The sequence below is a fragment of the Bradyrhizobium sp. CCBAU 25360 genome, assembly GCF_028128695.1.
GTDB lineage: Bacteria > Pseudomonadota > Alphaproteobacteria > Rhizobiales > Xanthobacteraceae > Bradyrhizobium > Bradyrhizobium ottawaense.
Genome location: NZ_LBJA01000039.1, coordinates 161849 through 183823, shown reverse-complemented (window position 1 = coordinate 183823; position 21975 = coordinate 161849). Strand labels below are relative to the sequence as shown.

Annotated in this window: 20 protein-coding genes; 12 read left to right on the top strand and 8 right to left on the bottom strand. The window is 65.2% G+C overall.

Annotated features, from left to right (window positions below):
* The first annotated feature begins 111 nt into the window (after positions 1-111).
* The 3 genes from XH81_RS18590 (at position 112) to XH81_RS18580 (ending at position 1890) form a co-directional block, all read left to right on the top strand.
* The gene (locus XH81_RS18590) at positions 112-1140 is read left to right on the top strand and encodes a peptidoglycan -binding protein (RefSeq protein ID WP_028142038.1); all 1029 of its coding nucleotides are present in this window, start codon (positions 112-114) and stop codon (positions 1138-1140) included.
* The gene (locus XH81_RS18585; RefSeq protein ID WP_028142039.1) at positions 1140-1586 is read left to right on the top strand and encodes a GNAT family N-acetyltransferase; all 447 of its coding nucleotides are present in this window, start codon (positions 1140-1142) and stop codon (positions 1584-1586) included. The genes XH81_RS18590 and XH81_RS18585 overlap by 1 nt, the downstream gene beginning before the upstream one ends.
* An 88-nt stretch (positions 1587-1674) precedes the next feature.
* A complete protein-coding gene (locus XH81_RS18580; RefSeq protein ID WP_028142040.1) occupies positions 1675-1890 on the top strand; it encodes a hypothetical protein in 216 nt (71 codons plus the stop codon).
* 245 nt (positions 1891-2135) lie between these two features.
* Here XH81_RS18580 and XH81_RS18575 read toward each other — a convergent pair whose 3' ends face one another.
* Positions 2136-3986, bottom strand: coding sequence for an ABC transporter ATP-binding protein/permease (locus XH81_RS18575; RefSeq protein ID WP_028142041.1), 1851 nt, complete (start codon positions 3984-3986; stop codon positions 2136-2138).
* Between the two features lie 196 nt (positions 3987-4182).
* On the opposite strand from XH81_RS18575, the gene rpmE reads away from it, so the two are divergent.
* The gene (gene rpmE, locus XH81_RS18570; protein ID WP_007599895.1) at positions 4183-4410 is read left to right on the top strand and encodes a 50S ribosomal protein L31; all 228 of its coding nucleotides are present in this window, start codon (positions 4183-4185) and stop codon (positions 4408-4410) included.
* 188 nt (positions 4411-4598) lie between these two features.
* Here rpmE and rcdA read toward each other — a convergent pair whose 3' ends face one another.
* Together rcdA and XH81_RS18560 are read right to left on the bottom strand one after the other, a co-directional pair.
* Positions 4599-5108: a protease adaptor protein RcdA gene (gene rcdA / locus XH81_RS18565; RefSeq protein ID WP_018318720.1), complete on the bottom strand. Its 510-nt coding sequence runs from the start codon at positions 5106-5108 to the stop codon at positions 4599-4601.
* Between the two features lie 576 nt (positions 5109-5684).
* A complete protein-coding gene (locus XH81_RS18560; RefSeq protein ID WP_028142042.1) occupies positions 5685-5876 on the bottom strand; it encodes a DUF1192 domain-containing protein in 192 nt (63 codons plus the stop codon).
* Positions 5877-5985: 109 nt separating this feature from the next.
* On the opposite strand from XH81_RS18560, the gene XH81_RS18555 reads away from it, so the two are divergent.
* Positions 5986-6984, top strand: coding sequence for an NAD(P)H-quinone oxidoreductase (locus XH81_RS18555; RefSeq protein ID WP_028142043.1), 999 nt, complete (start codon positions 5986-5988; stop codon positions 6982-6984).
* Positions 6985-7124: 140 nt separating this feature from the next.
* Complete coding sequence (locus XH81_RS18550; RefSeq protein ID WP_038974849.1) at positions 7125-10001, top strand: EAL domain-containing protein; 2877 nt, start codon at positions 7125-7127, stop codon at positions 9999-10001.
* Positions 10002-10149: 148 nt separating this feature from the next.
* Here XH81_RS18550 and XH81_RS18545 read toward each other — a convergent pair whose 3' ends face one another.
* Entirely contained in the window at positions 10150-10413 is a 264-nt protein-coding gene (locus tag XH81_RS18545; protein WP_026202061.1) for a DUF7662 domain-containing protein, read from the bottom strand.
* Positions 10414-10584: 171 nt separating this feature from the next.
* Between XH81_RS18545 and XH81_RS18540 the strand changes: the two genes are divergently transcribed.
* Complete coding sequence (locus XH81_RS18540) at positions 10585-12081, top strand: sensor domain-containing diguanylate cyclase (RefSeq protein WP_028142045.1); 1497 nt, start codon at positions 10585-10587, stop codon at positions 12079-12081.
* Between the two features lie 178 nt (positions 12082-12259).
* Here XH81_RS18540 and galU read toward each other — a convergent pair whose 3' ends face one another.
* Complete coding sequence (gene galU, locus XH81_RS18535) at positions 12260-13135, bottom strand: UTP--glucose-1-phosphate uridylyltransferase GalU (protein WP_028142046.1); 876 nt, start codon at positions 13133-13135, stop codon at positions 12260-12262.
* A gap of 215 nt (positions 13136-13350) precedes the next feature.
* Between galU and XH81_RS18530 the strand changes: the two genes are divergently transcribed.
* Together XH81_RS18530 and XH81_RS18525 are read left to right on the top strand one after the other, a co-directional pair.
* A complete protein-coding gene (locus XH81_RS18530) occupies positions 13351-14736 on the top strand; it encodes a lytic murein transglycosylase (RefSeq protein ID WP_173019844.1) in 1386 nt (461 codons plus the stop codon).
* 171 nt (positions 14737-14907) lie between these two features.
* Positions 14908-16617: an SGNH/GDSL hydrolase family protein gene (locus XH81_RS18525; protein WP_028142048.1), complete on the top strand. Its 1710-nt coding sequence runs from the start codon at positions 14908-14910 to the stop codon at positions 16615-16617.
* A gap of 221 nt (positions 16618-16838) precedes the next feature.
* Here the strand turns inward: XH81_RS18525 and XH81_RS18520 are convergent, their stop codons facing one another.
* Together XH81_RS18520 and XH81_RS18515 are read right to left on the bottom strand one after the other, a co-directional pair.
* The gene (locus XH81_RS18520; protein ID WP_028142049.1) at positions 16839-17207 is read right to left on the bottom strand and encodes a CsbD family protein; all 369 of its coding nucleotides are present in this window, start codon (positions 17205-17207) and stop codon (positions 16839-16841) included.
* Positions 17208-17403: 196 nt separating this feature from the next.
* Positions 17404-18141: an SDR family NAD(P)-dependent oxidoreductase gene (locus XH81_RS18515; protein WP_028142050.1), complete on the bottom strand. Its 738-nt coding sequence runs from the start codon at positions 18139-18141 to the stop codon at positions 17404-17406.
* Positions 18142-18238: 97 nt separating this feature from the next.
* Here XH81_RS18515 and XH81_RS18510 point away from each other — a divergent pair, with 97 nt between their 5' ends.
* A complete protein-coding gene (locus XH81_RS18510) occupies positions 18239-19018 on the top strand; it encodes an SDR family NAD(P)-dependent oxidoreductase (RefSeq protein ID WP_028142051.1) in 780 nt (259 codons plus the stop codon).
* A 97-nt stretch (positions 19019-19115) separates the two neighbouring features.
* Positions 19116-20003, top strand: a complete 888-nt coding sequence (locus tag XH81_RS18505; RefSeq protein ID WP_028142052.1) for a TauD/TfdA dioxygenase family protein — start codon at positions 19116-19118, stop codon at positions 20001-20003.
* 247 nt (positions 20004-20250) lie between these two features.
* Here the strand turns inward: XH81_RS18505 and XH81_RS18500 are convergent, their stop codons facing one another.
* Positions 20251-20895 carry a YqgE/AlgH family protein gene (locus XH81_RS18500; RefSeq protein WP_028142053.1) on the bottom strand — a complete coding sequence of 215 codons (645 nt, stop codon included), beginning with the start codon at positions 20893-20895 and terminating at the stop codon, positions 20251-20253.
* Positions 20896-21037: 142 nt separating this feature from the next.
* On the opposite strand from XH81_RS18500, the gene XH81_RS18495 reads away from it, so the two are divergent.
* A complete protein-coding gene (locus XH81_RS18495; RefSeq protein ID WP_028142054.1) occupies positions 21038-21877 on the top strand; it encodes a protein-disulfide reductase DsbD domain-containing protein in 840 nt (279 codons plus the stop codon).
* Positions 21878-21975 lie beyond the last annotated feature (98 nt).

Sequence of the window (21975 nt, the reverse complement as noted above, 5' to 3'; positions counted from 1 at the left end):
TGATGCGCTGCAGAGCCGGGGCCCAGCGTCAGGGACAACATGGGTCCCGGCTCTGCGAAGCAGCGTTGCACGCTGCATCGCGTCCGGGACACGAAAGTGGAGACGGACAACATGGCTCTAGCGCGCGGCCGCCGCAGCGAAGGCGCCTTCAACTACTGGCCCGGCTTCGTCGACGCGCTGTCGACGCTGGTGCTGTCGATCGTGTTCCTGCTGTCGGTGTTCCTGGTGGTGCAGTTCTTCCTGTCGCAGGAGGTCACCGGCAAGGACAAGGCGCTGGAGCAGCTCAACGCCAAGATCGCCCAGCTCAACGAGCTTCTGTCGCTGGAGAAGCTCGGAAAGCTCACGCTCGACGACCAGGTCTCGCAATTGAAGGCCGGCCTCGCCTCGGCCGAGACCGAGCGCGACCGCATCAAGGGCCTCTACGATGGCCTCGCTGCCGCCGGCAACGACGCGCAGGGCAAGTCCTCCGAGCTCGGCAAGGCGCTGGATTCGGAGAAGGCGGTCTCGGCGCGGGCGCTGGCCCAGATCGAGGTGCTGAACCAGCAGATCAGCGCGCTCCGGCGGCAACTGGCGGCGCTGGAAGAGGCGCTCGATGCGAGCGAGAAGCGCGACAAGGAATCGCAAAATCGAATTGCCGATCTGGGCTCGCGCCTCAACGTGGCGCTGGCGCAGCGCGTGCAGGAATTATCGCGCTACCGCTCGGAATTCTTCGGCCGCCTGCGCGCCATCCTCGGCAACCGCCCGGACATCCGCATCGTCGGCGACCGCTTCGTGTTCCAGTCCGAGGTGTTCTTCGACACTGGCCAGGCGGTGCTGCTGCCCGAGGGCCGCGCCGAGCTCGACACGTTGGCAGCCGCGCTGATCGAGCTCGACAAGAAGATCCCGAGCGACATCCCCTGGGTGCTGCGCGTCGATGGCCACACCGATGTGCGTCCGGTCAACGGTCCGAACTTCAAGTCGAACTGGGACCTGTCCGCGGCCCGCTCGATCTCGGTGGTGCAATATCTGGTCTCGCTCGGCGTGCCCGCCCAGCGCCTCGTCGCCGCCGGCTTCGGCGAATTCCAGCCGCTCGATCCCGGCAACACGGAAGAGGCCTACAAGCGCAATCGCCGCATCGAGCTGAAGCTGACGGAGCGGTAGTGAGCGCGATCCACCTCCGCCCCTACGCGGCCTCCGACGAAGCCGCCGCGATCGATCTCTGGCATCGCACCTGGCAGCGGGCCTATCCGCAGATCGACTTCGCGGCACGGCTGGAATGGTGGCGCGAGCGTTGGCTGAGGGATCTGGTACCGAAGGCGTCCATTGTCGTCGCCGAGCAGAATGGTGCCCTCACCGGCTTCGTCACCATCGACGGCGACGGCTATCTCGACCAGCTCGTGGTCGACCCTGATCATTGGGGTTCGGACGCCGCCCGGCTGCTGGTTGACGAAGCGAAACGCCTGTCACCATCGGGCATCACGCTGCTCGTCAACAAGGACAATTCCCGCGCCATCCGCTTCTACGAGCGCAACGGCTTTGCGCATGCCGGCGACGATGTGAACCCGACCTCGGGCCGGCCGGTGCTGAAGATGGCGTGGCGGGCGTAATTCTGGCGGGCGTGAGGCCTGTCACGCAGGGATCCTGCGAGGTCGGTTATTCGTTGTGTCAGCGATGACAAGCGAATGGAGGCGATCGATGCGGCTGCGCGATCTTGCCAAGGGTTCCTCGGTGTTTCTGGCCGTCATCGTCGCCGGATATTTATCGACGACCTATGTCGACCAGCGTTTTGCTGCGCCCGAGGTCTCCAAATCAACAGAGACGGCATCAGTCTCAGCCTGCGTCGGAGAGGACGGCAGCTGGAAGAACTGGCCGTGGCCAAACGTGCCTGCGCTGTCGCCGAAGTGCCGGTAGCTGACCGAGTGGCGCAAAGCACCTGCCCCAAGCTCCGCTGTCATCACCCGCGAAATGTTTAGCCCGGACAGATCACTGACAGGTGTTCGGAGACATAGCTGACACATCAAACTGGGCTGGATTGGTCGATTCGGGAGGCCGTCCATGCCCTGGAACGAGGTGTCGGTAATGGATCAGCGGCGCGAGTTTGTGCGACTTGCCTTGCAGGACGGAACGAACCGGCGGGAGCTGTGCCGCTAACGCCCTCACGCCCCCTCGAACTGCAGCCTCGCCAGCCGCGCATAGAGCCCGTTCGCGGCCACCAGTTCGGCATGGGTGCCCTGCTCGACGATCTTGCCCTGGTCCATCACCAGGATGCGGTCGCAGGACAGCACGGTGGCGAGGCGGTGGGCGATCACCAGCGTGGTGCGGTGGCGCATCAGCTCTTCCAGCGCGGTCTGCACCAGCGTCTCGCTTTCGGCATCGAGCGCGGAGGTGGCTTCGTCGAGCAGCAAGAGCGGCGCATCGCGCAGGATGGCACGGGCGATCGCGATGCGCTGGCGCTGGCCGCCGGACAGCGTCACGCCGCGCTCGCCGAGCGGGGTGTCGAAACCTTCGGGCAGGCGGCGGATGAATTCGGCGGCATGCGCGAGCTCGGCGGCGCGCTCGACCTCGGCATCGGTCGCATCGGGCCGGCCGAAGCGGATGTTCTCGCGAGCGCTGGCGGCGAACACGTTCGATTCCTGCGGCACCAGCGCGATGCGCGCGCGGAAATCGCGGGGATCTGCGGATTTGACCGGCACGCCGTCGAGCGAGATCGCGCCGCTGCGCGGGTCGTAGAAGCGCAGCAACAGGTGAAAGATGGTGCTCTTGCCGGCGCCGGACGGACCGACGATCGCGACCTTCTCGCCGGGGCGCACCGTGAACGACACGGCATCGAGCACATTGACGTCGCGCCGCACCGGATAGGCGAAGCTGACCCGATCGAAGCCGACCTCGCCGCGTGCCGGCACCGGCAGCGCGCGGGGAGACGCGGGCGCCTTGATGTCGGGCTGCACATGCAGGATCTCGAACAGCCGCTCGGCCGCGCCTGATGCCGCCGAGACCTCACCCCAGACCTCGCTGAGCTGGCCGAGGCCAGCTGCGGCGAACACCGCGTAAAGCACGAACTGGCCGAGCCGGCCCGGCGAAATCGCGCCGGTGAGGACGTCATGCGAGCCGATCCAGAGGATCGCGACCACGCTTGCAAACACGATGAAGATGATGATGGCGGTGAGCACGGCGCGCGCCTGGGTCGAGGTGCGCGCGGCCTCATAGGCCTGCTCGACCTCGCCGCCGAAACGCTTCTCGGCGAATTGCTCGCTGGTATAGGCCTGCACGGTGCGGATCGCGCCGACCAGCTCGCCCGCATAAGCCGACGCCTCGGCAAGCGTGTCCTGCGCATTGCGCGACAGACGCCGCACCCAGCGCCCGAAGGCAACCAGCGGCAGCACGATCAAGGGGATGGCCAGCAGCACGAAGCCCGACAGTTTTGGGCTCGTGATCACCATCATCGCCGCGGCGCCGAGGAACATCATCAGATTGCGCAGCGCGATCGACACGGATGCGCCGACGGCCGATTTGAGCTGGGTGGTGTCGGCGGTGAGCCGCGAGATCAGCTCGCCGCTGCGTGCGGAATCGAAGAAGGCGGGGGACAGCGACAGCAGATGGGCGAACACGTCGCGCCTGAGGTCGGCGACGATGCGCTCGCCGATCGTCATCACGAGGTAGTAGCGCGCCGCGCTGGCGAGCGCGAGCACGCCGACCACCGCGAGCATCACCGAGAAGTAGCTGTTGATCAGCTCGATGCCCTCGGGCGTCAGGCCGAAATCGATCATCCGGCGCACCGCGACCGGCACCAGCAGCGTGGTCAGGGCCGCGACCGTGAGTGCGACGAAGGCCAGCGCCGCCCGACCGCGATAGCGGTTCACATAGGGCGCGAGCGCGAGCAGAGGCCGCAGCTTGGCGCGACCCTTGGCCGGCCCTTCGATCAGCTCGGCCTCGATCGAGGGGGTGTCCGCGGCGTTCATTCCGGGCTGATCGACATACTGGTCATCAAGCCGTTCCACTGCGCTCATGAGATCCAACCCATTGCATTCGTTTGCTCCCAATAGGCCGGTGCAAGGGTAGTGGCAAATCCGGGAAGTCCCTTAGGGGCAAACCCGGTTCACCGCCCGGGATGGCTTGTTTTAGCGGGTTTCGTGAGGTATAGACCCGCCCAAATCCGTCATTCGATAGCCACCCAAGAAGGCGCCGGGGCGCCGAGGAATTGCCATGAAAGCCGAAATTCACCCGAACTATCATACGATTAAGGTCGTGATGACCGACGGAACCGAGTACCTGACCCGCTCGACCTGGGGCAAGGAAGGCGACACGCTGAACCTCGACATCGACCCGAAGTCGCACCCGGCCTGGACCGGCGGCAACGCCCAGCTGATGGATCGCGGCGGCCGCGTCTCGCGCTTCCAGAAGAAGTTTTCGGGCTTTCTCAAAAAGGATTGATCCCGCCCGCAGGGTTGGACACGAAAAACGCCCCCGGGAGACCGGGGGCGTTTTTGTTTTTTCCGGCTGTCATTCCGGGGCGCGACGAAGTCGCGAGCCCGGAATCCATAACCACGATCGGGAGTATGGATTCCGGGCCCGCGCCAAGAGGCGCGTCCCGGAATGACGACCGAGATTGTCGATGGAGCTTACCGCTCGAACGCCGCCTTCAGCGCGTTGAGGTGCGGCACCAGCGGATTGCCGATCGCGATGTGTTCGGCCGGCGGGGTGTGGATGGTGGTGTCGAGGCGGCGGACGCGGGTCTGCAGGCTCATCGAACGATGGATCAGATCCTGAAGCTGCGAGGGCAGCTTCTCGATGGTGTCGGTGGGGCCGGGATCGGCAGCGCTGAGCTTGACCTTGGTCTTCTCGCGATTGGCCTGGCTCAGCGTCATCTCGCCTTCCTTCACCGCGCGGTGCAGCAGCAGCCACGAGGCGAGCTGCATCAGGCGGGTGGTGAGACGCATGCTCTCGGTTGCGTAGGTGAGGCTGACGGCACGGTCGAGCGCCTTGGCCTCGGTGCGGCCGGCGCCGTCGAGATAGGCAGCGGTCTCTTCGACGAGGTCCATGCCCTCACGGAACAGGACGCCGAACGCCGCAGAATTGGTGAACCGCTCGCTGAGTTGAACGAGAGCGCCGTCGGCCTGCAAACGTTCCATGGTTAACGCCTCTTACGCAACTGTTTGACTGCCCGGCTTTGGCGCCGGCTTATGATGAACAAATCATTGCGCGGGCGGGACGCGGAGTCCAGTGACAAGCGCGGATATGGTTTCCGCGGGTCATTCCCAGGAATTCAACCGGGACGAGACGCCAAATAGCGGGAGTAAACGCAAAAAAAGAGCCGCCGGAGACCGGCGGCTTTGAAAGTTGATAACAGGGAGGCGTCAAACAGAGTGGACAGGAGCCACTCGGTGTCCAAACGAGGACAGTTCCAGTCATAAACCCGAAAGCTTAATCGACCGTAAACGAGCGAATTTTTTGAGGGTTCGTTAGCCATGTCGGCCAGTGACCGAGCGGGGGGTGGAACATAATCGGCAGTCCCCCGGTGCAACGACACATTCAGCTGTCGTCCCGGACAAGCGTCAGCGCAGATCCGGGACCCATAGCCACTGGCGGACGTGGTGACGGGGACTCGGAGTGGCCGACCTCGCGACAAACTTCATCCTTTGGGTATGGGTCCCGGATCTGCGCGCGCCTATGGCGCGCTTGTCCAGGACGACAGCCGATATGCGCCCCTACTTCTTGAAAAAACTGTTCGCCGCGTCGCGCGAGGCGCGCTTCTTCGTGGCGGCTTCTTCCAGCCTTGCGATCTCGGTCTTGAGCAGCGTGACGCGCTCGGCCAGTTCCTCGACCGACAAGAGCGAGAGGTCCTGCCCGATGTCATGGCTGATCTTCTTGCGCGGGCGGTCGTCGTCTTCCGTCGCCATCCTGGTTCCTCCTGCGTTCGCGCACACAATGCTGAGGCGGTTGCCAGCTTGGATCACGCTGGCTAAGCAAGGGCCTCGTTCATCCCGCACCTTCACCCAAGGACACATCATGGACAAGCTGCCCGCGCAAATGACCGTGGTCGCCATCTCCAAGCCCGGCGGACCGGAAGTGCTGGTGCCAGAACAACGGGCGCTGCCGCAGCCCGGTCCTGACGAGATCCTGGTCAAGGTGCAGGCCGCCGGCGTCAACCGGCCCGACGTTGCGCAGCGCTCGGGGGCCTATCCGCCGCCGCCCGGCGCCAGCGACCTGCCCGGTCTCGAGATCGCGGGCGAAGTGGTTGCCGTCGGCAGCAATGCCAAGCGGCACAAGATCGGCGACAAGGTGATGTCGCTGGTCGCCGGCGGCGGCTATGCGCAGTACTGCATCGCCCAGGATGCCCAGGCGATGAGCGTACCGCCCGCGCTGTCCATGAAGGAGGCCGGCGCGCTGCCGGAAACCCTGATGACGGTCTGGCACAATGTGTTCGAGCGGGGAGGCCTGAAGGAAGGCGAGACGCTGCTGATCCATGGCGGCTCCTCCGGCATCGGCACCATGGCGATCCAGCTGGCGAAAGCGTTCGGTGCGAAAGTGTTCGTCACCGTCGGATCGCAGGACAAGATCGATGCCTGCCTCAAGCTCGGCGCCGACCGCGCCATCAACTACAAGACCGAGGACTTCGTCGCCGTGGTCAAGGAAGCGACCAACAAGGAAGGCGTCAACCTGATCCTCGACATGGTCGCCGGCGAGTATGTCGACCGCAATTATGATGCCGCCGCGCTCGATGGCCGCATCGTGCAGATCGCGACCCTCAACGGGCCCAAGGTCAACGTCAACATCGCCAAGGTGATGGTGAAGCGCCTGACCCATACCGGCTCGACACTGCGTCCCCGTAGTAATGCGGACAAGGCGGCGATGGTGGCCGCGATCGAGGCGAAAGTGATGCCGCTTTTGCGCGAAGGCCGCGTCAAACCGCTGATGGACAGCACTTTCCCGCTGGAAAAGGCAGCCGATGCGCACCGCCGCATGGAAACGAGCGCACATATTGGCAAAATTGTGTTGGAGGTCTAGGCCTCCGGCCCACAGGCGGCGGCGGAAACCCTTTGATTTTCCTTGCTTTCGTGGCATCTATCGCGACGCACCGAACGGTTTCCGTCCGGTCTGAAATCGTCTTCACCTGAAGAGTTTGCGTCGAACGCGGAGAACTGGCCTTGCGTCTGATCAGGTGCCTCGCGCCCATCGCGCTGGGCCTCATGATTCTTGTCGCCGCGCATCCCGCGCGCGCGCTCGACGCCGTCAGCGTCCGCAGTGACGCGCCCGCGATCGACCTCACCGGCGTGCTCGAGCATCAGCGCAGCGATGCCGATCGCATCCAGGTCTCCACCGCGCCGGGCACCGACGGCATCGTCCGCCGCATCGAGGTGCGCGCCCGCGAGGGAGGCCAGAACTGGGTGGTGTTCGCGCTCGCCAACAACACCGACGACCAGCTCGACCGCCTGATCGTCGCCCCGCACTACCGTATCGTCTCCTCGGGGCTCTTGTGGCCCGACCTCGGCCTGTCGCGCATCGCGACCATCACGCCCTCGACCGGCGACCGGCCGGAGCGGCAGGAAAGCCCGACCGCCGACGTGTTCCGCGTCACGCTCGACCCCGGCGCCGTCATCACCTTCGTCGCGGAGCTGCGCACCGACAAGCTGCCGCAGCTCTATCTGTGGGAGCCTGAAGCCTACAAGGACAAGGTCAACTCGTTCACGCTGTACCAGGGCATCGTGATCGGCATCTCGGGCCTGCTGGCCTTGGTGCTCACCATTCTGTTCGTGGTGAAGGGCAGCATCATGTTCCCGGCCGCCGCGGCGCTGGCCTGGGCGGTGCTGGTCTATATCGGCGTCGATTTCGGCTTCTGGGGCAAGGTGCTCGACATGTCGAACAACGCCGAGCGCATCTGGCGCGCGGCGGGTGAAGCGATTTTGGCGGCCACGCTGCTGGTGTTCCTGTTCGCCTATCTCAACCTCAGCCGCTGGCATGTGCGCTATTCGCACATCACGGTGGGCTGGCTCGCGTTCCTGGGGTCGCTGGTGGCGCTGGCCCTGTTCGATCCGGCGGTGGCCTCCGGCATCGCGCGCATTTCGCTGGTGCTGATCGCCTTCGCGGGTTTCGCGCTGATCGTCTATCTCTCCACCCACGGCTTCGACCGCGCAGTGCTCTTGATCCCGACCTGGTTCCTCCTCGTGGTCTGGGTGGTCGCGGCCGGCATGACGGTCGCGGGTTCCGTGACCAACGACATCGTCGGTCCCGCCCTGCTCGGCGGCCTCGTGCTGATCGTGATGCTGATCGGGTTCACGGTGATGCAGCACGCTTTTGCCGGCGGCGGCGCCACCACCGGCGTGGTCTCCGACATCGAGCGGCGCGCACTGGCGCTGGCCGGCTCCGGCGATCTGATCTGGGACTGGGACGTCTCCGCCGACAAGGTCTTCACCAGCCCCGAAACCGAAGCCCTGCTTGGCCTCAAGCGCGGCACGCTCGAAGGGCCCGCGGCCTCCTGGCTAGAGGTGCTGCATCCGCTCGACCAGGATCGTTTCCGCGCCGCGCTCGACAGCGTGCTCGACCAGCGCCGCGGCCGCCTGGTGCAGGATTTCCGCCTGCGCACGCCGGACGGCCATTTCATGTGGTTCGCGCTGAAGGCGCGGCCGGTGGTCGGCTCCGACGGCGAGGTCTCGCGCGTGGTCGGTACGCTCACCGACGTCACCGAGCTGCGCAACGCCGAGGAACGCCTGCTGCACGATTCCGTGCATGACAACCTCACCGGCCTGCCCAACCGCAAACTGTTCATGGACCGGCTGGGTGCGGTGGCGCATTTCGCCAAGACCATGCCGACGCTGCGACCGACGCTGATGGTGATCGACCTCGACCGCTTCAAGCAGGTCAACGATTCCGTCGGCATCGCGGTCGGCGATTCCATCCTGTTGACGCTGGCCCGCCGCCTCACCCGCATCCTGAAGCCGCAGGACACGCTGGCGCGGCTTGCCGGCGACCAGTTCGGCCTGATCCTGCTCTCGGAGCAGGACCCGGCCCGCATCACCGCCTTCGCCGAGACCATCCGCAAGACCATCCGGGCGCCGATCGCCTTCAACGATCGCGAGATTTTTCTCACGGCCTCGATCGGTCTCGCCCTTTCTGATCCGCAGGTTCAGCTCACGGACGAGATCATCAAGGATGCCGAGCTTGCGATGTATCACTCCAAGCGCATCGGCGGCGACCGCATCGACGTCTACAAGCCCGCCATGCGCGCGCGGAAGACCGATCGCCTGACGCTGGAGAGCGAGCTGCGCCGCGCCATCGAGCGGCAGGAGCTCACGATCCTGTACCAGCCGATCGTGCGGCTGGAAGATCGTTCGGTCGCCGGCTTCGAGGCGCTGGTGCGCTGGGATCACCCGAAGCTCGGCCGCATGGCACCCTCGGAGTTCATCACCATCGCCGAAGAGACCGGCCTGATCGTCGACCTCGGCATGTTCGTGCTCGACCAGACCGCCAAGCAGCTCTCGATCTGGCAGCGCGCGATGCGCTCACGCGAGCCGATCTTCGCCTCGGTCAACGTCTCCTCGCGGCAATTGCTGCGGCACGATCTGATCCACGACATCCGCACCGTGCTGTCCCGCTCCTCGGTGGCGCGCGGCACGCTCAAGCTGGAATTGACGGAATCGCTGGTGATGGAGAATCCAGAGCACGCAGCGCAGATGCTGACGCGGATCCGCGAGCTCGGCACCGGGCTCTCGCTCGACGATTTCGGCACCGGTCATTCGTCACTGGCCTATCTCCAGCGCTTCCCGTTCGACACCATCAAGATCGACCAGTCGTTCGTGCGCACCACCAATCGCGGCACGCGCCCGGTGATCCTGAAGTCGATCATCGCGCTCGCGCATGATCTCGGCATGGATGTGGTCGCCGAAGGCGCCGAGACCGATTCCGACGCGGTCGAGCTCTACCAGATGGGCTGCGAATACGCGCAAGGCTTTGCCTTCGGCGAGCCGATGGACGCGGACGCCGCGATGCGGCTATTGACCGAAGTGCGGCTCGAAGCGGCGAGCTGAACTCGCCGCGCGTCCGGTATCGTAGGGTGGGCAAAGGCGCGAAGCGTCGTGCCCACCATAGATCCAGCACCGCAAAGAAGTGGTGGGCACGCTTACGCTTTGCCCACCCTACGATACTTTCCCCCTGGTGAAGGACGAACGCACGCCGCTACCGCCGCCCGTCCTTCTTCATCTTCGTGAACCGCACGCTCTGGCCGTCCGGCATCCGCACTGCCTTGAACCCGGCAGCAAGGCAGGCTTCGCGTTGCGGCATCTGGATGTCGGGGCTGCGCAGGCTGTCCCACCATGAGGCCCGATTGGCCGCGCGCGGCAGGGCCGCGCCGATGATCTCTTCGATCTGTTCGAAGCTCAGGACGAATTCGGCCTGCTTCTGCCGCAGCAGATAGTCGCGCAACGCGTCGTAGTCGTTCACAATTGTCCTCTCGTCCGAACCCCAACCTGCTCAAATGAGCCCGCTCACATGCGGGCTGCCCAAAACCGTGAGCGGCGTAAACCGATTCTTAACTCACTACGGCAGCGCTGTTCCACCTTAAACACTACTCAAGATTTCGGGCGCATCCACTATGGGGATCGGGAGCAAGCGATGCTGTCTGGATGGCGCGAAGTCATGGCCCGCCGGCCGTGGCGGATTTCGGCGAAGCTGCTGATCATCTCGTCCGTGGTGACGGTGATCGGCTTTTCCGCCATTTGCGTCAACGTCATGCTCGACATGCGCCGGGGCGAGGAGGCGCTTGCCCGCCAGACGCTGGAGAACCTCGCGACCACCATCCAGTCCGACGTCAGCCGCAACGTCGAGATCTACGACCTGGCGCTGAAGGCGGTCGCCAGCAACATGCTGCTGCCCGAGCTCGCGACCGTGTCGAAGCCGATCCGTCACCTGATCCTGTTCGATCATGCGACGACGGCGAGGCATTTCGGCGCCATCCAGGTGTTCGACGCCGAGGGCAGGCTGGCCATCGACGCTTCCACGCTCGATCCCCTCCCCGAGAACCGGAGCGAGGAGGAGTATTTCAGGGTTCACCGCGACAATCCGGACGTCGGGCTGTTCATCAGCCGCCCGATGCTGTTCCGCGGCGCCTACGCGATCGTGCTGAGCCGTCGCATCAGCGATACCGACGGCGGCTTCCTCGGCGTCGTCGCCGGCTCGATCCGCTTCAGCTATTTCCACGAATTGTTCGAGCGGCTGAATCTCGATCCTGAAGACACCATCACCGTGCTCAGGCGTGACCGCACCATCATGATGCGGCGGCCGTTCGATCTCGACATCATCGGCACCAATTTGAACGACCGCCGGACGTGGAAGGCCGACAATCTCCCGGTCGGCACCGCCTATTCGGGAAAGGGCCCGGTCGATCCGACGCCGCGGCTCTATGTCCGCAGCGCCGACAACGGGCCGCTGTTCGTGGTGGCGGGCAAGCCGCTGACCGCGGTTTTCGCGCTCTGGCAGAAGGAGGCGTATCGCATCGGCGCCGTGGTGCTGGCGCTCGCGCTGTTCGTGCTGGGATCGACGCTGGTGCTCGCGCGCGAGATCGGCCGCCGCGCCGAGGCCGAGCGCAAGCTCGAGGAGATGGCGACGACCGACGCGCTCACCGGCCTGAAGAACCGCCGCAAGTTCGATACCGTCATCGACGTCGAATGGCGGCGCGCAATGCGGCAGAAGGCGCCGGTCGCGCTGTTGATGATCGATGCCGATCACTTCAAGGCCTACAACGACACGTTCGGCCATCAGGCCGGCGACCAGGTGCTGGTCGGCATCGCCATCTGCATTTCCGATTCGGTGAGCCGGGCCGGCGACTGCGCCGCGCGCTATGGCGGCGAGGAATTCGCGGTGCTGCTCCCCAACACCTCTGCGACCGACGCCTTCAAGGTCGCCGAGACGATCCGCCTCAAGGTGCAGGGCTGGTCTGACGACGAGGTGATGTTGACGGTCTCATGCGGCGTCGCCAGCCTCGTTCCCACCGCCGGCATGGACTGGGCGATCCTGGTCGCCGCCGCCGACAAGGCGCTCTATGCGGCGAAGGCGGGCGGACGTAATCAGTCCGTGGTCGCGAGCCTGCCGAAGCTGTCGCTGGTGGCGTGAGTGTTGTAAGCGGAGCCGCGCGCCACATCCCCGGTGTCGTCCCGGCGAAGGCCGGGACCCATAGCCACAGGGAAGAGTTGGGCGAAGACTCGCAGTTCGGTACTGCTACCGACTGCAATCGATGAACCACGCGGTATGGGTTCCTGCGTTCGCAGGGACGACAGCGAGGATGTGGCAGCTACTGCCCCAGATACTTCTTCATCTCCGCGATCAGCCCGTCCCGCAGCTCCGGGCGCTTCAGGCCGTAGGCGATGTTGGCGCGGAGGAAGCCGGGCTTGGAGCCGCAATCATGGCGCTCGCCCTCGAACTCGACGCCGTAGAACTTCTGCGACTTGGCAAGGCCGATCATGGCGTCGGTGAGCTGGATCTCGCCGCCGGCGCCGCGCTCCTGTGTCTCGAGGATCTTGAAGATCTCAGGCTGCAGGATGTAGCGGCCGGTGATCGAGAGATTGGAGGGCGCGGTGCCCTTGGCCGGCTTCTCGACCATGCCGTCGACCTCGAACATCTTCCCGTTGCGCTTGCCGACGCCGCAGATGCCGTATTGATGGGTGAGATGGTCGGGCACCGCCTCGACCGCGACCAGGTTGGATTTCTCGCCGAGCGTCGACGCCGTCTCGATCATTTGCTTGAGGCAGCCGGGCGAGTTGAGCACGAGCTCGTCGGGCAGCACGACGGCGAACGGCTCGTTGCCGACGATGTCGCGCGCGCACCAGACCGCGTGACCGAGGCCGAGCGGCGCCTGCTGGCGGGTGAAGCTGACGGCGCCGGCTTCAGGCTGGTTCTGCGCCAAAATCTCCTGCTCGGCCTTCTTGCCGCGCTGGCTGAGCGTCGCATCGAGCTCGAACATCCGGTCGAAGTGATCTTCGATGACATTCTTGTTGCGGCCGGTGACGAAGATGAAGTGCTCGATGCCGGCCTCCCTCGCCTCGTCATAGACGTACTGGATCAGCGGCTTGTCGACGATGGTCAGCATTTCCTTCGGCATCGCCTTGGTGGCGGGCAGGACACGGGTGCCGAGGCCGGCGACGGGGAATACGGCTTTGCGAATTTTCATGTGATTGATCGAATACCTGGGGGCACATGGGAACGGCGGAACGGAGCAATGGCATCTTGCTAGCCTGTTTGCAGCCGCCAACAAAGGCGGATGTGGGGCCTCACCCGCGCAGAGTTAAGAAAAAGGCCGCCACCAAAATTTCACCTTTGTTAAGCTATTGGCAACCGTAACCGGGCCTCCTGATGGCAGATTTTTGGAAGGCCGATGGGTGGGACATGATGCAATTGGTGGCAGGGCAGGCAAGACGGGCGGGATCCGTGACCGGCGCGGCGATGATCGCGGCCGCTCTGCTGCTGCCCGTCAGCGCGCACGCCCAGGCGCAGAACGGCCTGTCCAATCTGTTCGGCGGCATCTTCTCGGGCCCCAACGCTGCGCCCTCGCAACCTGCGCCCGGTCCCGGCGGCGCTCTCCCCTGGAGCGGTGAGGACGGGGCTTCCGGCCATCCGCTGATGACGGCCGCGGCGATCCGCGAGGCCGCCGGCAATTTCAGCAATTGCGTTGCCGCGATGTGGCCCGATGCCGCACGGCGCAACATCACCCAGGAAAACTTCCAGCGCTTCACGGCCGGGCTCTCACCCGATCTGCGCATCATGGACCTGATGGACTCGCAGCCGGAGTTCACAAAATCGATCTGGGACTATCTCGACATCCTCGTGAACGACAACCGCCTCGCCAAGGGCCGCGAGATCCTCGCCAAGTACAAGGCGCAGTTCGACGCCACCGAAAAGGCCACTGGCGTCGACCGCTACATCATCGCCTCGATCTGGGGCATCGAGTCCAATTACTCGACGCAGATGGGCGATCGCAGCGTGCTGCAATCGACCGCGACGCTCGCCTGCATCGGCCGCCGCCAGGCCTATTTCAAGGACGAGTTCCTCTCCGCGCTGGAGATCCTCAACCGCGGCGACCTCAGGCCGGAGCAGATGCGCGGCTCCTGGGCCGGCGCGTTCGGCCCGACCCAGTTCATGCCGACCGCGTTCAAGCGCTTTGCTGTCGACGGCGATGGCGACGGGCGGCGCGACGTCGTCGACAATCCGACCGACCTGATCGCATCGACCGCCAACAACCTGAAGAAGGACGGCTGGCAGGCCAGTCAGACCTGGGGCTTTGAGGTCGTGGTGCCCCAGGGGTTCAACTACATGCTGGCCGACCGCGCCAAGGCGATGACGATCGCGCAATGGGAGAAGCTCGGGCTGAAGCGGGCGACGGGCCAGCCGTTCCCGCATCCGGCGGAGAAAGCCTATCTGCTGGCCCCCGCCGGCGCGCAGGGGCCCGGCTTCCTGATGCTGCAGAATTACGGCGTCATCATGAAATACAACCCGGCCGAGGCCTATGCGCTGGCGATCGGCCATTTCGCCGACCGCCTGCGCGGAGGGCAGCCCTTCGTGCAGCCCTGGCCGCGGCAGGAGCGCGAGCTGTCGCGCACCGAGCGGCTGGAGCTGCAGCAGCTGCTGGCCCAGCGCGGCTTCTACAAGGGCACCCCGGACGGCCAGTTCGGCGGCCAGACCCGGGAAGCCCTGCGCAATTTCCAGGCCTCGATCGGAGTGCCCGCGGACGGTTTTGCCTCCTCGGACGCACTGGAACGGCTGCGCGGACGGTAAAATCGCGCCGAAAGTAACCCTGAACGGGGATTTTGGCAGGCAGCCTTGACGTAGGCGGCTGTTCCCCGGTGTATGGGTTCAAGAATCTGCAACGGAATTTGCCCGTTTGGCGCCTGATTCCGTTATTATATTGAGCTACCTCCGATCCCCATTGCGTTGGCCCGAGATCGCATGTCGAAGCCGAAGTCCCTGTTCAAGGCGCTGACCGAGACCGGCCCGTTGATCGCGCTGGGGACGGCGCTTGCGATTCTGGTCTCGGTCGCAGGGCCTGCCTCGGCGCAGTTCTTCAACTTCCCCGGCTTCGGCGGCCCGCCGCAGCGTTCGGCTCCGCCACCACAACGGGGCGGTGGCGGTGGCGGCGGCTGGTTCGGCGGCGACTTCTTCGCGCCGTTCCAGCAGCAACAGCCGCAGGCGCCACGCCAGGATTTTTCGCGCGCGCCGGCGCCAGCCAAGCGCGACACCATCCCTGAGAAGAACGTGCTGGTGATCGGCGACGCCATGGCCGACTGGCTCGCCTATGGCCTGGAAGACGCCTACACCGAGCAGCCCGACATGGGCGTGATCCGCAAGCACAAGACCACGTCAGGCCTGATCAAGTACCAGCCGCGCGGCGAGCCCGCGGATTGGACGACTGCCGCAAGGGGCATCCTCGAGACCGAAAAGCCCGACGTGATCGTCGTCATGCTGGGCCTCAACGACCGCAGCGCGATCCGCGAGCCCGTCGCCGACAAGACGGACAAGGCCGCCGCAGACAAGGACAAGAAGAACGACAAGGGCGCGCGCGCCAAACAGCCAGCGAAGCCGGGGGACGCCAAGCCCGGCAACGACACCGCCGCCAAGCCCGACGACAAGCCTGCCGATGCCGATCTACCGCAGGACGACGCCGACAATGCCGACGCGCCGGCGGCCGCGCCCGAAAAGACGACCCGCAATCCGAACGGCCTCTACGAATTCCGCGACGACCGCTGGGTCGAGCTCTACGGCAAGAAGATCGAGGAGCTCGCTAACGTCCTCAAGACGAAGGGCGTGCCGGTGCTGTGGGTCGGCCTTCCCGCCATCCGCGGGCAGAAGGGCACGGCGGACATGCTGTTCCTGGATTCGCTCTATCGCGAAGGCGCGGCCAAGGCCGGCATTACCTATGTCGACGTCTGGGACGGGTTTGTCGACGAGGCCGGCCGCTTCCTTCAGAAGGGTCCTGACTTCGAGGGCCAGATCCGTCAGCTCCGCAGCTCTGACGGCGTCTTCTTCACAAAGCCCGGCGCGCGCAAGCTCGCGCACTATGTCGAGCGCGAGATCACGCGCCTGCTGGCAGGACGCTCCGGCCCGATCGCGCTGCCGAGCGAGCCGGCGACGCCCGACACCAGCGCCGAGCCCGGCAAACCCGCACCGCGGCCGCTGGCGGGGCCGATCGTGCCGCTGGTTGCGGCCTCGATCTCGACCGATCAATTGCTGGGCGGCCCGGGCTCGCGTCCCGCCGCCGTCGATGCGCTGGCTGCGAAGACGATGGTGAAGGGCGAGCCGCTGGCCGCTCCAGCCGGCCGGGCCGACGATTATGCCTGGCCGCGCCGCGAAGTCGGCCGCGAGCAGGCCAAGGGCGATACGCCGATGGCCGCGACGACGCCCGACGGCGGCGCGCCTTCCGCATCGCCGGGCGCAGCCGCGGCGATCGCGCCGCCAAGGCTCGCGCCGAAGAAGCCGCCGGTGGTGCAGCAGCCGGCACAGGCCCAGCCGTCGTTCCGCGATTTCTTCGGCTTCGGCTCTCCGCAGCCGGCGCCAGCACCGCGTCAACTGGCGCCTGCGCCGCGCAACCCAAATCCGGCCAATCCAGGGATTCCTCGTCCGCCCGGCAGCGTCGGGCGCTCGGCGGAGATGTTCCGGTAGTTCCCGGAGTTGCTCTTCCCGGAGTTGCTCGCGTGTCCCGGACGGGCAGCAGCGTGTAATGCTGCTGCTCAGAGCCGGGACCCAGCTTGAGCGGCGCTTACAAAAGAACGAGCCCCGGCTCAGCAATGCGGCTTTGCCGGACGATGCTACGTATCGCCTGGGCCGCATTGCGTCCGGGGCACGAGAGTTCGGGCGTTAGTTACGGGACTTGGTCACAAATCCTAATAGCGCCAGCGCGTCGGCGGACGGCGTGCAGGTCGCGACATCAGAAGCGCGAGCGCGAAACCGATGCCGCCGGCAACCAGCAGCGCGCCGAGCGGATTGTCCTGCACCTTCTTCGACAATGCCTGCGTACCATCGCGAAGAGTCTCGCCGCTGTTGTCGTAGGCGTCCTTGGCGTAGTCTGCCGCAGTCTCGCCGGCCTCGCGTACGGCATCCTTGGCCTGGCCGTAGAGATTCTGCACCGTGCCCGCGGCTTCCCGCGCCTTGCCCGATGCCTGCGTCTTCGCATCGCCTGCCATGTCTCCGACCGCGCCTTCCGCGCGTCCGGCATATTCCTTGGCCGATCCAACAATCCGATCCGTGTCCATGATGATCCTCCTCGGTGGTCAGCCGAAGTAACCGATCAGGCGCGGCGCAGTTCCAAATCATGACGAAAGTGTAGAAGGCGTAGTGCGCAGCCCGGATAAGCCAACGGATCGGCGCGAAGCGCCGTCCCGATGACAGGCTCCGCGACATCCGGGACTTTGCTTACACCGTTCCCGGGTATCGCTGCGCTCACCCCATCTACAGGATCAGCCCGCCATCGACGACCAGCGTCTGTCCGACGATGTAGGACGACAGCGGCGAGGCCAGGAACAGGGCCGCGCCGGCCATGTCGGCCGGCGTTCCCAGGCGCCGCAGCGGAATGCGTGATAGTGCGCCTTCGAGCCGCTTGGGATCGTCGGTCGTCACCTTCGTCATCTTGGTGTCGACGAGTCCCGGCGCGATGCCGTTGACACGGATGCCATCCTCGGCCCAGGCCTCGCCCAACGTCCGCGTCAATCCGACCGCACCGGTCTTCGAGGCGTTATAGGCGGGATTGCCCATGGTGGAATGATAGGCCGCGGTCGAGGACACCATGATCAGCGACCCCCTCGCATCCCGCAGCATGGAATGGAATCGCGTGGCGCAGGCCATCAGGCTCATCAAATTGACCTCGACCACCTTGCGAAAGCCGATCATCTCGAATTCGCCGCGGCGATAGAGCACGGCGCCCTGCGCCAGCACGAGCACGTCGAGCCGTTCGAAGGACGGCTTGAATGCCTCGATCGCACTGGGGTTGCTGACGTCGAGCTGCGCGTAAGACAGACCCGTGAGATCAGAACCTTCCTCGATCGAATAATCCTTTGGCTGCGCACGCGTGCCGCAAACCGCGACATGCGCGCCCCTCGTGCGAAACGCTTGCGCGATGCCGTTGCCGATCCCGCTGGAACCGCCGACCACCAGCACCTGCCTGCCTGAGAAATCGAGCTCGTTCGCCATCGCGGCCTCCCCTCTTGTCTTGCTTGTTTGACCTGTCTGCGGATCGATGCCAGCCTTGTCAATCATAACAAGAACAAGCAGGGCGCGAGGAAACAGCATGTCCGAGTTCAAACGGCTCAGCCGGTCCGTAAAGGGCCTGACCGTTCTCGTCACCGGCGCAGCCAGCGGCATGGGGCGCGCCACCGCCTACGTGTTCGCCGCGGAGGGCGCGAACGTTGCCGTCACCGACTATGATGAGCAAGGCGCGCTCGCCGTCGCGAAGGAGATCGCCGCGAGCGGCGGTTCGGCAAAAGCCTGGAAGCTCGACGTCGCCGATGGCACCGAGATCAAGCGCGTGGTGAATGATGTCGCGGCACATTTCGGCGGGCTCGATATCGTCGTCAACAATGCCGGCATCTCCGTGCGCGTCGCGATCGACGACGAGGCCTATGAGGACGCCTGGGCAAAGGGCATCGCCGTGATGCTGACGGCGCATCCGCGCATCATCCGCGCGGCACTGCCTTACCTGCGCAAATCGAAGAGCCCGCGCATCGTCAACATCGCCTCGACCGAGGCCCTCGGCGCCACCGCATTGCATAGCCCCTATTCGGCGGCGAAGGGCGGCGTGGCGAGCCTCACGCGCTCGCTTGCCGTCGAGCTCGGCCGCGAGGGCATCACCGTCAACTGCATCTGCCCGGGTCCGATCCGCACCGCAATCACCGACCGCATCTCGGAGGAGCACAAGACGATCTACGCCAAGCGCCGCACCGCACTCGGCCGCTACGGCGATCCCGAGGAGGTCGCGCATATGACGCTGAGCCTGTGCCTGCCGGCGGCGTCCTTCCTCACCGGCGCGGTGATCCCGGTCGACGGCGGTCTGATGGCGCGCAACGCGTGAGAGCCATGCGCGCCGAGCGTTGACAACGGCGAGTGCGAGAGTAGCTTTTTCGCCGACAGAGCGGGGCCAACCGCTCGCACATGCGGGAGAAAACGCCATGACGATCGCCATCCGGCAGCTTCAGAAGCATTTTGTCGGCGAGGTTTCCGGCCTCGATTTGCGAAAGCCTCTGACCGAGGTCGAGGCGCGCGAGGTCGAGGCCGCCATGGACAAATACGCGGTGCTGGTTTTCCACGACCAGGACATCACCGACGAGCAGCAGATGGCCTTTGCGCTGAACTTTGGTCAGCGTGAGGATGCGCGTGGCGGCAACATTACCAAGGCCAGCGAACACCGCCTCAACTCGGGCCTGAACGACGTCTCCAACCTCGGCAAGGACGGCAAGCCGCTGCCGAAAGACAGCCGCGCCAATCTGTTCAACCTCGGCAATTGCCTGTGGCACTCCGACAGCTCGTTCCGGCCCATCCCTGCAAAATTCTCGCTGCTGTCGGCGCGGGTCGTGAACCCGAAGGGCGGCAACACCGAATTCGCCGACATGCGCGCCGCCTATGACGCGCTCGACGACGACACCAAGGCGGAGATCGACGATCTCATCTGCGAGCACTCGCTGATGTATTCGCGGGGATCGCTCGGCTTCACCGAATACACCGAGGATGAGAAGGAGATGTTCAAGCCGGTGCTGCAAAGGCTGGTGCGGACGCATCCCGTGCATCGCCGCAAGTCGCTGTATCTGTCATCGCATGCCGGCAAGATCGTCGGCATGAGCGTGCCCGAGGGCCGCCTGTTGCTGCGCGATCTCAACGAGCACGCAACGCAAGGAGAGTACGTCTACGTCCACAAATGGAAGCTGCACGACCTCGTGATGTGGGACAACCGCCAGACCATGCACCGCGTTCGCCGCTACGACCAGTCGCAACCTCGCGACATGCGCCGCGCGACGGTGGCGGGGACGGAGCCGACGGTGCAGCAGCAGGCGGCGGAGTGAGTGGCATTGGAGTAGCCACAAATTCGGCCGTCGTCCCGGACAAGCGTAGCAAAGCGAAGCGCAGATCCGGGACCCATAACCACAGGCAGTGGTTTGACGAAGACTCGGAGTTAAGTTCCCACGCTCTAATTCCGGCCTGGGGTTATGGGTCCCGGATCTGCGCTTCGCTCTGGACAACGCTACGCGTTGCCAGAAGCTCCGCTTGTCCGGGACGACACGGGAGGTTGTTGCAACAGCTACTAGCCAGCTACGCGTGCCCGGCCTCGTTCGAGAGCATGCCGGGGTCGATGCCGATCTTGCGCAGGGCGCGTCCGTACTTGTCGTCGACGTCGTCTCCGAAGATCAGATCCGCATCCGCATCGCAATGCAGCCAGCCGTTGCTCTGGATCTCGGTCTCGAGCTGGCCCGGCGCCCAGCCGGCATAGCCGAGCGCGAGGATGGCGTGCTTGGGGCCGGAGCCGTTGGCGATCGCGCGCAGGATGTCGACGGTCGCCGTGAGGCAGACGCCGTCGTCGATCCGCAACGTCGCGTTTTCGATATAGAAGTCGCTGGAATGCAGCACGAAGCCGCGCCCCGTGTCGACCGGGCCGCCGCGCAGCACCTTCATGCTTTCGGCGTTCTCCGGCAGCTTGATGTGCTCGCCCTTCTTGATGATGCCGAGCTGCTGCAAGAGTTCGGGGAAGTCGATGCTGCCAGCCGGGTGGTTCACGATGATGCCCATCGCTCCCTCCGCCGAATGGGCGCAGAGATAGATCACCGAGCGTTCGAAGCGGGAATCGCCCATCACCGGCATCGCGATCAAGAGCCGGCCGTCGAGATAACCGGCCGAATTAGGGAGCACGGGTCCCGCGCTGCGGGTGCTTTCGCCCGTCCTCTTGCCTGTGGGAGCCATCGGTTAAGCACTCCGGTTTCAATTCCTATCCTGATGTCGGGCCGGGCCGCTGTCAAATCAAGGCTTGCAGAGACTTGATTCAAGTGCATCCATCACAAGCAATTCAATGGTTTGCCTCAGGGCGACCCTGTAAAGACGTGCCATGCTCACAAGAGTTCCCCTACGTGCGGCGATTGGCGTCGCGACAACCCTGTTTGCGTCGTCGCTGGCCATCGTAGCCCGGGCCGATGACGCCTCGCCGTGGCAGCGCGACGGACATTCCGCGGTGCGGCTATTGGCGGGATCGCGCAGCGGCGCCGTCCTGCTCGGCGGTATCGCCATCCAGCTCCAGCAGGGGTGGAAGACCTATTGGCGCTCCCCCGGCGATTCCGGTGTCCCGCCGCGGTTCGATTTTTCCAAGTCGGACAATGTCGAGGCGGTGACGGTGATGTGGCCTGCGCCGCTGAAATTCAACGACGGCGCCGGCGGCCATTCGATCGGCTATCACAACCAGATCGTGCTGCCCCTGCGCATCGTCGCCAAGGCGGCCGACAAGCCCGTGACCCTGCGCGCAGAGATCAATTACGCGGTGTGCGAAAAACTCTGCATTCCGGTCGAGGCCAGTGCCGAGCTCGGCTTCAACAGCGTGGCCTCGACCGAGGATGCCAATCTGCGTGCAGCACTCGATACCGTGCCCAAGCCCGCCAATATCGGCGATCCCAATCCCCTCACCATCCGCGACGTCAAGCGCGACGGCGCCACCAAGGTGACGGTCGACGTGGTCACGCCGGATGCGCGCGACGTCAATCTGTTCGTGGAAGGTCCGACGCCCGACTGGGCGCTGCCGATTCCGGCTCCGGTCAAAGACAACCCGGCTGGCGTGAAGCGCTTTTCGTTCGAGCTCGACGGCCTGCCGCCGGGCGCCAAGCCGGACGGCGCGGCGTTGAAATTCACGCTGGTCGGGCCGGACAAGGCGTACGAGTTCAATACGAATTTGGAGTGAGTACCGGTTAGCGCGAGGAAGTTGCACGGCTCGCGCCCCACTTTCAGCTGTCGTCCCGGACAAGCGCGCCTCAGCGCGCGCCGATCCGGGACCCATGG

Bases quoted from the DNA above. Each gene is read 5' to 3' on its own strand.
- XH81_RS18590 (WP_028142038.1), top strand. From the start codon at position 112: ATGGCTCTAGCGCGCGGCCGCCGCAGCGAAGGCGCCTTCAACTACTGG.
- XH81_RS18580 (WP_028142040.1), top strand. From the start codon at position 1,675: ATGCGGCTGCGCGATCTTGCCAAGGGTTCCTCGGTGTTTCTGGCCGTC.
- XH81_RS18575 (WP_028142041.1), bottom strand. From the start codon at position 3,986: ATGAGCGCAGTGGAACGGCTTGATGACCAGTATGTCGATCAGCCCGGA.
- rpmE (WP_007599895.1), top strand. From the start codon at position 4,183: ATGAAAGCCGAAATTCACCCGAACTATCATACGATTAAGGTCGTGATG.
- rcdA (WP_018318720.1), bottom strand. From the start codon at position 5,108: ATGGAACGTTTGCAGGCCGACGGCGCTCTCGTTCAACTCAGCGAGCGG.
- XH81_RS18560 (WP_028142042.1), bottom strand. From the start codon at position 5,876: ATGGCGACGGAAGACGACGACCGCCCGCGCAAGAAGATCAGCCATGAC.
- XH81_RS18555 (WP_028142043.1), top strand. From the start codon at position 5,986: ATGGACAAGCTGCCCGCGCAAATGACCGTGGTCGCCATCTCCAAGCCC.
- XH81_RS18540 (WP_028142045.1), top strand. From the start codon at position 10,585: ATGCTGTCTGGATGGCGCGAAGTCATGGCCCGCCGGCCGTGGCGGATT.
- galU (WP_028142046.1), bottom strand. From the start codon at position 13,135: ATGAAAATTCGCAAAGCCGTATTCCCCGTCGCCGGCCTCGGCACCCGT.
- XH81_RS18530 (WP_173019844.1), top strand. From the start codon at position 13,351: ATGATGCAATTGGTGGCAGGGCAGGCAAGACGGGCGGGATCCGTGACC.
- XH81_RS18525 (WP_028142048.1), top strand. From the start codon at position 14,908: ATGTCGAAGCCGAAGTCCCTGTTCAAGGCGCTGACCGAGACCGGCCCG.
- XH81_RS18520 (WP_028142049.1), bottom strand. From the start codon at position 17,207: ATGGACACGGATCGGATTGTTGGATCGGCCAAGGAATATGCCGGACGC.
- XH81_RS18515 (WP_028142050.1), bottom strand. From the start codon at position 18,141: ATGGCGAACGAGCTCGATTTCTCAGGCAGGCAGGTGCTGGTGGTCGGC.
- XH81_RS18510 (WP_028142051.1), top strand. From the start codon at position 18,239: ATGTCCGAGTTCAAACGGCTCAGCCGGTCCGTAAAGGGCCTGACCGTT.
- XH81_RS18505 (WP_028142052.1), top strand. From the start codon at position 19,116: ATGACGATCGCCATCCGGCAGCTTCAGAAGCATTTTGTCGGCGAGGTT.
- XH81_RS18500 (WP_028142053.1), bottom strand. From the start codon at position 20,895: ATGGCTCCCACAGGCAAGAGGACGGGCGAAAGCACCCGCAGCGCGGGA.
- XH81_RS18495 (WP_028142054.1), top strand. From the start codon at position 21,038: ATGCTCACAAGAGTTCCCCTACGTGCGGCGATTGGCGTCGCGACAACC.